The sequence below is a fragment of the Luteolibacter sp. genome (assembly GCF_058122085.1).
Genome location: NZ_JBIKBQ010000042.1, coordinates 17016 through 29648 on the forward strand (window position 1 = coordinate 17016; position 12633 = coordinate 29648).

The 12633-nt window shown below is 62.4% G+C and carries 10 protein-coding genes; all 10 read right to left on the minus strand.

Annotated features, from left to right (window positions below; genetic code table 11):
• Window positions 1-5: 5 nt before the first annotated feature.
• Window positions 6-590, minus strand: a complete 585-nt coding sequence (locus tag AC4DF4_RS08145) for a type II secretion system protein GspG (RefSeq protein WP_490047624.1) — start codon at window positions 588-590, stop codon at window positions 6-8.
• 42 nt (window positions 591-632) lie between these two features.
• Window positions 633-1916 (minus strand): type II secretion system F family protein, encoded by a 1284-nt coding sequence (locus tag AC4DF4_RS08150; RefSeq protein ID WP_490047625.1) that lies wholly within the window; start codon window positions 1914-1916, stop codon window positions 633-635.
• A 100-nt stretch (window positions 1917-2016) separates the two neighbouring features.
• Entirely contained in the window at window positions 2017-3687 is a 1671-nt protein-coding gene (locus AC4DF4_RS08155; RefSeq protein WP_490047626.1) for a GspE/PulE family protein, read from the minus strand.
• A 35-nt stretch (window positions 3688-3722) separates the two neighbouring features.
• Window positions 3723-5399: a GspE/PulE family protein gene (locus AC4DF4_RS08160; RefSeq protein WP_490047627.1), complete on the minus strand. Its 1677-nt coding sequence runs from the start codon at window positions 5397-5399 to the stop codon at window positions 3723-3725.
• Between the two features lie 218 nt (window positions 5400-5617).
• Entirely contained in the window at window positions 5618-6763 is a 1146-nt protein-coding gene (locus tag AC4DF4_RS08165) for an FtsW/RodA/SpoVE family cell cycle protein (RefSeq protein WP_490047628.1), read from the minus strand.
• Window positions 6764-6776: 13 nt separating this feature from the next.
• The gene (locus AC4DF4_RS08170; protein ID WP_490047629.1) at window positions 6777-7580 is read right to left on the minus strand and encodes a LysM peptidoglycan-binding domain-containing protein; all 804 of its coding nucleotides are present in this window, start codon (window positions 7578-7580) and stop codon (window positions 6777-6779) included.
• 5 nt (window positions 7581-7585) lie between these two features.
• Complete coding sequence (gene murD, locus AC4DF4_RS08175; RefSeq protein WP_490047630.1) at window positions 7586-8896, minus strand: UDP-N-acetylmuramoyl-L-alanine--D-glutamate ligase; 1311 nt, start codon at window positions 8894-8896, stop codon at window positions 7586-7588.
• 7 nt (window positions 8897-8903) lie between these two features.
• Window positions 8904-10103: a phospho-N-acetylmuramoyl-pentapeptide-transferase gene (gene mraY / locus AC4DF4_RS08180; protein WP_490047631.1), complete on the minus strand. Its 1200-nt coding sequence runs from the start codon at window positions 10101-10103 to the stop codon at window positions 8904-8906.
• Window positions 10103-11467 (minus strand): UDP-N-acetylmuramoyl-tripeptide--D-alanyl-D-alanine ligase, encoded by a 1365-nt coding sequence (locus tag AC4DF4_RS08185; RefSeq protein WP_490047632.1) that lies wholly within the window; start codon window positions 11465-11467, stop codon window positions 10103-10105. Before AC4DF4_RS08185 ends, mraY begins: the two co-directional genes overlap by 1 nt.
• Window positions 11464-12633 (minus strand): UDP-N-acetylmuramoyl-L-alanyl-D-glutamate--2,6-diaminopimelate ligase (locus tag AC4DF4_RS08190; protein WP_490047633.1); only part of this gene is annotated, 1170 nt, incomplete at its 5' end. The genes AC4DF4_RS08185 and AC4DF4_RS08190, both read right to left, overlap by 4 nt.

The following is a 12633-nucleotide window of genomic DNA, read 5'->3' on the forward strand; positions in this document are numbered from 1 at the left end:
ACGCCTCAGAAATTCTTGATGTCGTCCCGGTTGGTGGCGTCATCCGGGTTTGCAGGCTTGGTTTTCCCATCCTTGCCCATCGACCAAAGGTCGAAGTCAGGGTTCTGGGTGGCAGTGTTGGCATTGCCCGTCGAATCCGTGGCCGTGCGATAGCAGTATTGATTACCCCAAGGATCCACGATCGCAGTGCTTGATCCCGCCGGCTTGGTTGTCCAACCCTGTTTGCTGGTAACAGGATCAAGATCGGACAAATAGATTTTCTGATCGTCATCACTTCCAACCCCCGCGGCGTCGTTATCCGAGTCCCAATACAGGTAATTAAACAGGATCGAGGACGTGGCCGTGCCATTCGGCGCGCTGGCAGTGGATTTGTCCGCGGTCGGCGGATAAGTCCCCATATCCAGCTTGTATTCCTCAAGCGCCTTGGAGAGCAGGGCGATCTGGACTTGGGCCTTGCTCTTCGCCTGGCGGTCTTTGACAAATCCCATCCCGCTGATGACCAGCCCGGCGAGGATGATGATAATGGTGATGACAGCCATCACCTCGATGAGGGTGAAGGCCGCCTTGCCGATGCGCTGGGTGATTTTCATGATCCTTGGATTTTGAGCCTGAATGCGATGGCCGCCAGCGGATTACTGGTTGCCCATCGTCGAGATCATCTTAATCAGCGGCAGGAACAATGCGAATACGACCGCGCCGACGATGAGGGCGAGGATCACGATCATGATCGGCTCGAGGATCGAGGTGAGGGCGGTGACGGCGTTGTCGACTTCGTCGTCATAGACGTCGGCGACCTTGAGGAGCATCTCGGGGAGCTGTCCGGTTTCCTCGCCGACGTCCACCATGGAGATGACCATGTTCGGGAAAACGCCGGAGGCTTGCAGCGGGGTGACGATGGTTTCACCTTCCTTGACGGCTTCGTGCACTTTTTCGATCGCCTGGGAGATGACGACGTTGCCGGCGGTGTCGCGGGTGATGTTGAGCGCCTGGAGGATAGGGACACCGGAGGTGACGAGCGTGCCGAGGGTGCGGGAGAAACGGGACACCGCGCTCTTGCGCTGGATGTCGCCGAGGACGGGCATTTTCAGCTTCAAGTTGTCGATCACCACGCGACCGCCGGTCGTCCGGCCCCAGATATTGAAGAGGAAGACGCCGATGCCGAACATGATGAAGACGAAAACCACGTTGGGCACGAAGAGCGGCCGGGCGAGGAAGAACTCCGACATGCCGAACACGATCTTGGAAATCAGCGGCAGTTCGGAATCGGTGTTGGAGAACATTTCCTTGAACTTCGGCACGATGAAAATCATCAGGAAGACGAGGATGGCGACGGCGATGAACATGACGATCACCGGGTAAACCATTGCGGAAACGATCTTGTTTTTCAGCTTCTGGGCCTTTTCCTGATACTCGGCGAGACGGTTGAGGACGATTTCCAGCACACCGCCGAGCTCGCCGGCCTTGACCATGTTGACGTAGAGCTTGTTGAAAATCTTCGGGTGCTGGGCGAGCGATTCGGAGAAGGTGGAGCCGCCCTGGACGTTTTCCGCGAGCGCGCTGACGGTCGCCTTGAGGACGAGATTGGGCTCTTGTTTTTCAAGGACGGTGAGGCTGCGGAGAAGCGGCAGGCCGGAGTCGATGAGCGTCGCGAGCTGGCGGGTGAAGATCATCAGGCTCTTCGGCTTGATGCTGCCGCCGACGTGGCCCTTGGCGGACGGCTTGGATGCGGCCTTGCCCTTGGCTTTGGCCGGAGCGCTTTTGCCCTTTCCTTTGGTCTTTCCCTCTTCACTGATTTGAGTCGGGTAGAGACCCTTGGCCCGGAGCTGTTGGATGGCCTCGGCCTCGGTGGCGGCAGACAGGGTACCGGTGGCCTGTTCACCTTTTGGATCAAGGGCGGAGTATTGAAAATTAGCCATAGGGATGGGGTTTTTTGTGGGTTAAGTGAGACGCTGTAAAGGAAGTAAATGAGGAAGGCGGAAATATGAGTGGGTGAATTACTGTGGCGGAGCAGTACGGCTAGGTGTATTTGAGCACTTCCTCGATGGTGGTGGTTCCAAGGTAAATGTTGCGCAAGCCGTCTTCGCGGAGGGTGTTCATCCCGAGTTCCACGGCCTTCTGCTTGAGGACCACGGAGGGAGCCCGCGAGGTGATGAGCTCGCGAATCGGGTCGGTGACGTTGAGCAGCTCGTAGAGACCGCGGCGGCCGCGGTAGCCGGACTGGCCGCAGGCGTCGCAGCCGGCACCGGTGAAGAACTGCTTGTCACCGAGTTCGTGCGCGGAGATGCCGAGTTGGTTGAGGATGGCTTCGTTAGGCTCGTAGGGGGTTTTGCATTCCTTGCAAATGGTCCGGACGAGTCGCTGGGCGAGGATTCCTTCCAGCGAGGCGGAAACGAGGAACGGCTCGCAGCCCATGTCCACGAGACGGGTGACCGCGCCGGGTGCGTCGTTGGTGTGAAGCGTGGAGAGCACCAAGTGACCGGTGAGCGCGGCCTGGATGCCGATGGTCGCGGTCTCCTTGTCCCGCATTTCCCCGATCATGATCCGGTCCGGGTCCTGACGGAGGAAGGCGCGGAGGACGCGCGGGAAGTCAAGGCCGATGGCTTCATTGATGGGGATCTGGATGATGCCGTCGATGTCATACTCGACCGGGTCTTCCGCGGTGAGGAGTTTGGCGTCGATGGTGTTGATCCGGCGGAGCGCGGCGTAGAGGGTGGTGGTCTTGCCCGCGCCGGTGGGGCCGGTGACGATGAAGATGCCGTTAGGCTTCTCGATCGTGTCGGTGATGTAGTTGTAAATGTGGTCCGTGAGGCCGAGGTTCTCGAGCGAGAGGTTGATGGACGAGCGGTCGAGCACCCGCAGCACGATCGATTCGCCGTGGTGCGTGGGCAGCGAGGAGACCCGCATGTCCACCTGTTTGTCGCCGAACTGTTTGACGATCCGGCCGTCCTGGGGGATCCGCCGCTCGGCGATGTTCATGTTGGACATGACCTTGACGCGGGAAATGATCGGACCGGCGAGGTGGATCGGTGGCGGGGCCATTTCATAGAGCGCGCCGTCCACCCGGTAGCGGATCTTGAAGTCCTTTTCGAAGGGCTCGAAATGGATGTCGGAGGCCTTCTCCTTGATAGCCTGATAGAGAACCAGGTCGACGTAGCGGATGATGGGCGCGGAGTTCGCCTCCGATTCGAGGTCCGCGGCGCTGACGCTTGCGGCGGTGGCGTCAAGCTGGCTGAGGATGTCCTCCATCGCCTTGCCTTCGCCGCCGTAGCACTCGTTGATCTTGGCCTCCACCAGATAATCCGGGGCGACGACGACGGTGATTTCACGACCGAGGGCGAAACGCAGGTCTTCGGGAGTCTGCGGGTTGAGGGGATCTACCAGAGCCACGTAGAGGCCGGTTTCGTCGAAATTGACAGGCAGCGCGCCATGCAGACGGGCGGTGCCGGCGGGAACGAGCGCGAGCAACGCCTCGGGCGGAGTCCAGTCCCGGAGGTCCACCATGCTGGTGCCCAGCTCGGAGGCCACGACGGGCCAAACGTCGTCGCGGCTCTGGATGACCTGGAAGTCTGCCAGAATTTCGGCGATTTCTTTGCCGCTGTGGCCGACTTCCGCGAGGATATCCTGGGCGAGCGCCTGGTCGATGAGACCGCGGGACTGGAAAAGTTCGATGAGCTGTTGGTTGTCCATGGGACTGGCAAGCGAAAGGTTTTTGAGATGGTTGATCAGTCGGCGTCTGACATGGTGGCGTGAACGACCTCGCTGCCGGAAGTGAGTCCTGAGAGCACCTTGCGGATGCCGTCCTCACGAAGGGTGCGCATGCCGAGCTCGCGGGCCCGGCGGCGAAGCTGGGTGGTGGTGAGGCCGGTGTTGATCATGGTGCGGACCTCGTCGTCGATGAGGAAGGTTTCGAAAATCCCCATCCGTCCCTTGTAGCCGTTGCCGCGGCATTTCTCGCAACCGACCGGGCCGAAGATGGTGGCTTCCGTCATGCGCGACGAGTCGAGGGAGAGCGCGCGCATTTCCTTGTCGGTGAGCACGGCCGGAGCCTTGCAAATCGGGCAGAGTTTGCGCACCAGACGCTGGGCGAGGACGGCCCGGACGGCGGAGGCGATGAGGAACGGCTTCACCCCGATGTCGGCGAGACGGGCGACGGCGGAGGGCGCGTCGTTGGTGTGAAGGGTGGAGAAAACCAAGTGGCCGGTGAGCGAGGCGTTGATGGCGATGTTCGCGGTTTCCGCATCCCGGATTTCCCCGATCATGATGATGTTTGGCGCTTGCCGAAGCATGGCGCGGAGGGCGGCGGCGAAGGTCATGCCGATGTCGGTCTTGACCATGACCTGGTTGATGCCGGGAAGCTCGTATTCGACCGGGTCTTCCACGGTGATGATCTTTTTGTCCGGCTTGTTGATGACGTTGAGGCAGGCGTAAAGGGTGGTGGTTTTTCCCGAACCGGTGGGCCCGGTGACCAGGAGAATTCCGTCCGGAAGGCCGAGAAGCCCCTCGAAAACCTGCTGGTCGTCCGAGAAAAAGCCGAGTTCGGGAAGACCGAGCAGCAGCGCGGTCTTGTCCAGAATCCGCATGACGATCGACTCGCCGTGATTGGACGGGACCGAGGACACCCGGAGATCGACCTCCTTGTCGCCCATTTTCAGCTGGATCCGGCCGTCCTGTGGCAGGCGTTTTTCCGCGATCGACATGGAGCCGCTCATCACCTTCAAGCGGGCGATGATGGCGGGAAGAAGTTTCTTCGGATGGGTGTCAACGTGGACGAGCTTGCCGTCCAGCCGATACCGCACGCGGACCGAGGTCTCCAACGGTTCAATGTGGATGTCCGATGCCCGCAGACGGAAAGCCTCGGTCAGCAACTGCATCACCAGCCGGATGATCGGCGCGTCGCTGCCACTGGGGCCGGCCTCGGCGTCGCCGCCGGTCACCGAGTATTCCGAGGCGCCCGCGGCGGCCGTCTCGCCGGTATGATAGAATTGCCGGAGATGCTCCTGGATGTCCTGCTGCGTGACGCAAACCAGACTCAACTCGCGGCCGATCACGTGCGGCAGGCTGTCAAGCGACTCAAAATCGAGTGGATCGGCAAGCGCGATGGTCAGAGTCAGCCCCTCGTCCTGCACGGGAATGACCCGGTAGCGCTTGGCGATTTCGTCAGAGATGGTTTCCGTGATGCCCGGGTCGAAAGCCACATCGGCGAGACGGATGAACGGGATGCCTGCGTTTGATGCCAGAGTCCGGGCCACATCCTCTTGGGAGAGAGCGGTATGCGCGAGCAGGCGTTCGACGATCGTTTCGCCTCCGGAGAGGGAGTTTCGCGCGCGGGCGACTTCATCGGTGGTCACCACTCCGGCTTCGGCAAGCAATTCTGCGAGATAATCTTCGTTTGAAAACACGGGGCTCTAAGTCCTTGGAGATGGAGTTTTGAAGTGAGCAACTCGGACAACCGTCCCTTGCTGCTGCTTGCGGAGACTGTCCAAGCTCCCGCGCCGTTGTCAACCAGCCACATCGCAAGAAACCGCAATTTCCCGCATCTGAAAAAGTTTACCGGCCAATCCCACTCGCAATGTAGTCACCATGACTATTCATCCGGCCAACCCCATCCGGCCCGCGGCTACAACTTGACCGCCAGCCGCGTTTGCCGGGTCAGCGGAAATTCCTGGGAGACCCGGACGTGCGACCGGCGGTGAATGCCGACGAGCATTCCCACCGCCGCCAGACTGAAGACGAGACTCGTGCCGCCGTAGCTCACGAACGGCAGCGGCAGCCCGTCGTTGGGCAGCATCGCGGTGGTGACGGCGATGTTCTGCATGGCCGGCACCACGATCACGCAGGTCAAACCCAAGGCGACGCAGCGGTTGAAAACATTGTTCGCCTGAAGCGCGATGCCGCAACCGCCGACGGCGATCATCACGTAGCAAAGCACCACCGCGAGCGTGAACGGCAGGCCGAGCTCTTCTCCCACCACCGGGAAAATGAAGTCGATGTGCGCAAAGGTCAGCGTCCCGAATTTCTCCACGCCGTTGCCGAGACCGACGCCCCACGGGCCGCCGTTGCCGAGGGCGAGCAGCGCGCGCCATTGCTGCATCCCCTTGTCCAACTGGTTGACCGGATTTTCCAAATCCAGCCATGCGTCGATCCGCGACCGCCGGACGACATCATTCATCACGTAATAGACCGCACCGGAAATCGCCACCAAGGCCGTCGGCACCGCATAGAGCAAGCGGGTCCCCACGCAAAACATCATCGCCCCGACGGCGGCGCACAGCGACAAGGCGGTGCCCACATCGGTCTCCCCGGCGATCAGGATGATAGGAACACCCGCGATCATTCCCGGGATGATGAAGCCGCGCCACAGCGTGTGCACCTCGGTTTGCCACCGCGCGAACCAGGCCGCCAAGGCGATCACGATGACGATTTTCGCCGCCTCGGATGGCTGGAACTGCCCGATCAGCGGCACCTTGATCCACCTGTTGGATCCGAGCTGCGGGTCGGCGATGCCGGGCACGAAGCAGCAGATCAGCAAAACACAGGCCCCGCCGAGCATCCAGGGAGAAAATTTGCGGAACCATTCCAACGGAAGTCTCGCGGCGAAAATCGCCGCCACCAGCCCGACGGCGACCCAGATCGACTGGCGCTGCAGGAAATGATAGGGCCCGAACCCCCTCACCCACGCGCCCGTGCTCGTCAGCATGATCAGCCCGAGCGCGACCAACGCGGCCACCGCGGCGCAAAGGATGATAGAGCAATGGCGGGTCATCGAAATGGAAAACTTACTGGGGGATCACGAGGCTCATGCCGCCCCGGAGTTTGCGCGCGTCGGTGAGGCCGTTCGCTTTCATCAGCGCATCCTGATTCACTTTGAAACGATTGGCAATGCGCCAGACGCTGTCGCCGTTCTGCACGACGTAGGTCTTGCCGGAAGCGGCCGCCGGCGCGCTAGCAGCTTGGGCTCCACGCGTGATGTTGGGACGAACCAGCTGCGCGCGCGGCGCGCCGCTCACGTTCACCGGCACCGCGTCCACCAACCCGGAATCGCCGCCCGCAGGCACTTGATTCCGGATCGCGGTGACCTCCGGAGGATCCACCGCGACGATGCGCTTCGGCGGGATCTTGAGAATCAGCCCCGGCCCGATATCGACGTGCTCGTTGATCAGGCGGAGTTCGCCCTCGTCCACGGCCTCCGCCGCGGCGATGCGGGCGTAATTGTCACCCGCCCTGACGATGTATGGCTTCTCACCCGATGACAGGCGCGGAAGATCCGCGCGGCGCGGCGCGGGCGCGGTGGCGACCGAGGAAGCCGCCTCGACCTTCCCGGCCTTCGTCGTTTGCGGCTCGGCGGGAGTCCGGCCGTCCAAGAATTTCTGATGTACGAAAATCAAGCCGATCGCCACGATGTGGAACAGGAACACGATGGTCAGCGCGCGCGAGATTTTCGAACTGCTGTCATCCACTTCCATGTCCGCGGACGCGGCCGCCGCGACACGTTGCTTGCGGTTGGCGGTGACGGCGCTCAGGCGCTTGAAAATTCCTTTCGACACGGGAAGGCGTTTGACGGGGAGGGTGTGGGGTTTCATGAGATTTAGCGGAGTTGATGGACGAGATCGCGGAAGGCGTTTCCACGTTGTTCGTATCCGGTGAACTGATCGAACGACGAGGTTCCCGGCGAGAGCAAGACGGTCGAACCACGCGGCGCGAGGCTGCGCGCGGTCGCCACGGCGGCGGACAAATCCGATACCGATTCACAGGCGACGGCCTGCGAGAAAAGGGCTGCCAGCGGCCGGGCAATCTGGCCGAAGGTGACGACGGCCAGCGCCTTTTCTGTCAGAAGCGGGACCACCGAGGCGTAATCAAGCCCCTTCTCTTTCCCGCCGGCGATGAGCACCACCGGCCGGGTTTGCGATCGCAGCGCGCTTTCCAGCGCATGGAGATTGGTCGCCTTCGAGTCGTTCAAATACTCGACGCCATCGAGCGTGCGGATGAGTTCGCAACGGTGCGGCGGCGGGGCGTAGCCATGCAGCGCCTCACGCATGGCGGGCGAGGAAATGCCGAGCGCCCGGCAGGCTGCCAGAGCCGCCATCGTGTTCTCCGCGTTGTGAAGCCCGCGCAGGCTGGTGTCGCGGTCCATGTCGAGCCAGGTCTCGCCGCCGTGCTCGATGGTGTGGCCTGCGGAATACCAATCGGCGTCCCGGTCCGTGGTGGAAAAAGTCACCACCTTCGCCGCCAGAGCGGGAAGATTTTCGCCGGTCCGCACCACCGCGGTATCCGCCGAAGTCTGGTTTTCGAAAATCCGCAGCTTGGCCGCCCGATAGGCTTCCACCGTCGGATAGCGGTCCATGTGGTCCGGCGCGAAATTCAGCCAGATCGCGACGACCGGATGCAGCGTGCGGATCGTTTCCAACTGGAACGAACTGAGCTCCAGCGACACAACCGCCGGCGGATTCGCCTGCAGGACGACCTCCGCGAAAGGCGTGCCGTAGTTTCCGCAAGCCGTCCCGCCGAGCGCGGCGTGGGAAAGGATGCGCTCTACCAGCTCGGTCGTCGTCGTCTTCCCGTTCGTCCCGGTGATGCCGATGATTTGTCCTTGATAGAACCGCGCCGCCAGTTCCACCTCGCCGATCACTTCGCCCGCGCGCTCGGAAAACGCCGCGACGTAGGATCCGTAAGTATCGATGCCGGGACTCACGACCAACAGGTCCGACACCAGCCCGCGACCTTCCGCTTCCGTCGCCTGCGGATGGATTTCAACACCCGCCGGCATGCCGGAAAACGCCTCGTCACCCGCGCTGTCCCAGGCGGATACCCGCGCGCCCTCGCGCAGCGCGAGCGCCGCGGCCGCGCGACCGCTGCGGCCCACGCCAAGGATGGCGACATGTTTTCCGGTGAGATCCATGGTTGAGTTAGGCAATCTTGAGAAGGGCGAGGCCGAAGAGGGCGAGCATGATCGAGATGATCCAGAAGCGGATGATCACCTGGTTTTCATGCCAGCCTAGCAGCTCGAAATGATGGTGGATCGGCGACATCTTGAAGATCCGCTTTTTCCGCAGCTTGAAGCTGCCGACCTGGAGGATGACCGACATCGCCTCCATCACGAAGACTCCGCCGATGATGACTAGCAGGAGCTCCTGCTTGGTGCAGATCGCCGCCGTGCCGAGCGCGCCGCCGATGGCCAGCGATCCGGTGTCGCCCATGAAAACCTTGGCGGGATGGCAGTTGAACCACAGGAATCCGAAACCCGCGCCCGCCAGCGCCATCAGGAAAACCGCCAGCTCGCCGATGTAGCGGTTGTGTGGAATCACCAGATACTCGGTGGCCATGAAAAAGTGACCCGCCAGATAAGCGAGAAACGCATACGACAGCGCCACGCTGATCGTGGTGCCCGTCGCCAGGCCGTCGAGTCCGTCGGTCAGATTCACCGCGTTCGAACAGCCGACAATGACGATCGCGAAAAACGGGATGACCAACCAATGGAGATCGATGATCGCGACCTTGAAAAGCGGGAAGCAAATCGCGCCGATGCCGATCGGATTCCCGCCGAGACGATATCCCGCGAGACCGTCGGCGATCTGTTGGGGAGTCGCTCCGAAGCCGGAAATCTCCTTTTTGAAATAGAGGAAAGTGGCCGCGATCAGGGCGATGACCAACTGCCAGCCGAGCTTCTTGCGGCTGCTGATCCCGTCGGACTTCTTCTCCCTCACCTTCTTGTAGTCGTCGCAAAAACCCAGCAAGCCGCAGGCCGCCATGGTGCAGGCGCAGACGGCGATGAACGGATTTAGCGGACGGGCGCAGATGAGCGTGGCGATGAGCACCGAGCCGATGATGAGCACGCCGCCCATCGTCGGCGTGCCGATCTTCCCGCCGTGCAGTTCCGCCAGCTTGTGGACCTCCGCCGCCGTGCGGATCGGCTGCCCGACCTTGAGCGAAATCAAGCGGCGGATCACCCGCGGGCCGAAGATCACGGATAGGATGAACGCCAGCAATCCGGCGCTCACCGCACGGAAGGTGATGTATTGAAACAGGTTGAGAAAACGGCAGGTGATCGCCCACGAGTCGCCGCGCTCGAATGCCTGATACCAGAAATCGTAAATGGCGGGGAGCATCAGTTTCGGGGGAATGCGGCGTGCATGACGCGTTCGACGGTGGCGGTGCGGCTGCCCTTGAACAGGACGACGTCACCGGGTTTCACCTCGCGGGTCAGCCACTTGGCGGCTTGGTCGAGGTCGGAAAAATGAGGCGCGTTTTGCGCGCCCTCGGCGATGCCCTCGGCACCTTCCCCCACGGCGATCACCGTGAGGTGGCGCGCTGCGGCGAGAGCGCCGGTGCGGAGGTGGGCGGCGGGCGCGTGAGCGCCGAGTTCCCCCATCCGGCCGAGGACGATGATCCGCCGCGAGCCGTTGAGAACGGGAGTGTCTGCTAGAGCTTCGATAGCCGCGGCCATCGACTCCGGGTTCGCGTTGTAAGTGTCGTCGATCACGGTCGTGCCGTGATATTCGTAGCGACCGAGTCGTCCGCCCGTGAGCGCGGCGTTGGAAAGCGCGTCGGCGATTTCAGCCGGGGAAATCCCGAGTTTCCATCCGACAGCGGCGGCTAACAACGCATTGGTCACCATGTGGCGTCCGGGCACTTGCAGGGTGACTTCCACCGGGGTTTCGCCTTCGATCCCCAGGGTGAATAAAGTTCCGTCCGCTTCGAAACGCAGGCTTTCCGCCCGCACCAGGCCGCGGCCGTTGCCGACGGCGACCATGTGCGCCTTGGTCCGCTGGCGCAGGTAATCGTGGAAGTCGCAGTTCGCCGGAATGAACAAAATCCCGTCCGCCGGCAGCGCGCGGGCGAGCATGCCCTTTTCCTCGGCGATTGCCTCGCGGGTTTTGAGAAACTCGATGTGCGCGGTGCCGATGTTGGTGATGATGCCGTATTTCGGGCGGGCGATCTCACACAGCGGGGCGATCTCGCCCGGATGGTTCATCCCCATCTCCCAGACGGCGGCGGTGTGCTCGGGCGTCGTCGCAAGAACGGTGAGCGGCACGCCGATATGGTTGTTCAAATTCCCGCGGGTGGCGGAGACATTGAAGTGTTTGGATAGAACCGCGGCGGTGAAATCCTTGGTGCTGGTCTTGCCGTTCGAGCCGGTGATGGCCACTACCGGGATGTCCAGCTGCTTGCGCCACCAGCAAGCGAGGCGTTGCAGCGCGAGTAGCGTGTCAGGCACGACGATGACCGCCGTATCTGCCGGAGGCTCGCCATCCCACTGCTGGACGACGGCGACTGAGGCGCCGTTCTCCAGCGCCTTCGCGGCGAAGGTGTCGCCGTTGAAATTCTCTCCCCGCAGCGCGAAAAACGCCGAGCCCTGCGGCAGCGTGCGCGTGTCCGTGGAGACGCCGCCGGAAATCATCACGCCGCCCCCGCCCGCGGCGATGGAAACGCCGAAGATGTCCGCAAGTTGCTGGGCGGAGATGGGCTTCATCGCATGTCGGAAATGGCTTGGGCGCGGTCGCGAAGCGCTTTGCTCGCGTGCTTGCGGTCGTCAAAGTCGATGGTCTCGTCGGCAAACTGCTGGGTCGTTTCGTGGCCCTTGCCGGCGATGAGGATGATGTCGCCGGAGAGCGAGTTCTGCACCGCGAAATCGATGGCTTCCGCGCGGTCGGGAATGCTGCGGAAGGTTTTGCCTTTGAGGCCGCTTTCAATCTTACGGATGATCGCCAGCGGGTCTTCCGAGCGCGGATTGTCCGAGGTCACGACGCATGCGTCGCTGTGGCGGGCGGCGGCGGCGGCCATCAGCGGGCGCTTGGTTTTGTCCCGGTCGCCCCCGCAACCGAAGACGGTGATGAGGCGGCGCGGGTCGAGTTCCTTGAGCGTGCGGCAGGCGTTTTCCAAGGCGTCCGGCGTGTGCGCGTAATCGACGAAAACCGTGGCTCCGCCGGCGTTGCCGACGTTTTCCATGCGCCCCGGAACCTGCGGCGCGTCGACCAGCGAGGCGACGGCGTCACGCGGGCGGATGCCGCAAGCGCTGGCGGCGGCGATGGTTCCTAGCAGGTTGTACACATTGAAACGCCCGATCAACGGTGCGCGGAGGAGGAAGGTTTTGCCCTTCGCCGCGAGCTCGAACTCCATGCCCTTCGCGCTCTGGCGGAAGTTGTTCGCGCGGAAATCGCTGTGCACGCCGAAGCCGAAGCGGAGCACCGGCATCTTGCCGTCCAGCGAAGCCGCGAGTTCCGCGCCGTAGGCGTCGTCGGTGTTGATCACGGCCACCGGCTTTTTGCCGAGCGGATTCGCGGCCAGATCGTGGAACCATTCCGCCTTCGCCTTGAAATAGGCGTCGAGCGTGCCGTGATAGTCGAGATGATCCTGAGTTAGATTGGTGAAAACGCAGGCGTCGAAGCCGATCGCCGACACGCGCTTCTGATGGATGCCGTGCGAGGAGACTTCCATCGCCACGCCGCGGCAGCCGTTGTCGCGCATGCGGGTGAGCAAGGCGGAAAGCTCGATCGAGCCAGGCGTGGTGTGTTTGGCGGGTTCCACCGTTTCGCCGTCATCGACGAGGATGGTGCCGAGCAACCCGGCTCGGTGCCACGCGGTTTTCATCACGTGATGCAGCAGGAACGCGGTGGTCGTCTTGCCGTTGGTGCCGGT

Excerpts from the sequence above, each read along its gene's own strand:
- AC4DF4_RS08145 (WP_490047624.1), bottom strand. The coding sequence starts at position 590 with ATGAAAATCACCCAGCGCATCGGCAAGGCGGCCTTCACCCTCATCGAG.
- AC4DF4_RS08150 (WP_490047625.1), bottom strand. The coding sequence starts at position 1,916 with ATGGCTAATTTTCAATACTCCGCCCTTGATCCAAAAGGTGAACAGGCC.
- AC4DF4_RS08155 (WP_490047626.1), bottom strand. The coding sequence starts at position 3,687 with ATGGACAACCAACAGCTCATCGAACTTTTCCAGTCCCGCGGTCTCATC.
- AC4DF4_RS08165 (WP_490047628.1), bottom strand. The coding sequence starts at position 6,763 with ATGACCCGCCATTGCTCTATCATCCTTTGCGCCGCGGTGGCCGCGTTG.
- AC4DF4_RS08170 (WP_490047629.1), bottom strand. The coding sequence starts at position 7,580 with ATGAAACCCCACACCCTCCCCGTCAAACGCCTTCCCGTGTCGAAAGGA.
- murD (WP_490047630.1), bottom strand. The coding sequence starts at position 8,896 with ATGGATCTCACCGGAAAACATGTCGCCATCCTTGGCGTGGGCCGCAGC.
- mraY (WP_490047631.1), bottom strand. The coding sequence starts at position 10,103 with ATGCTCCCCGCCATTTACGATTTCTGGTATCAGGCATTCGAGCGCGGC.
- AC4DF4_RS08185 (WP_490047632.1), bottom strand. The coding sequence starts at position 11,467 with ATGAAGCCCATCTCCGCCCAGCAACTTGCGGACATCTTCGGCGTTTCC.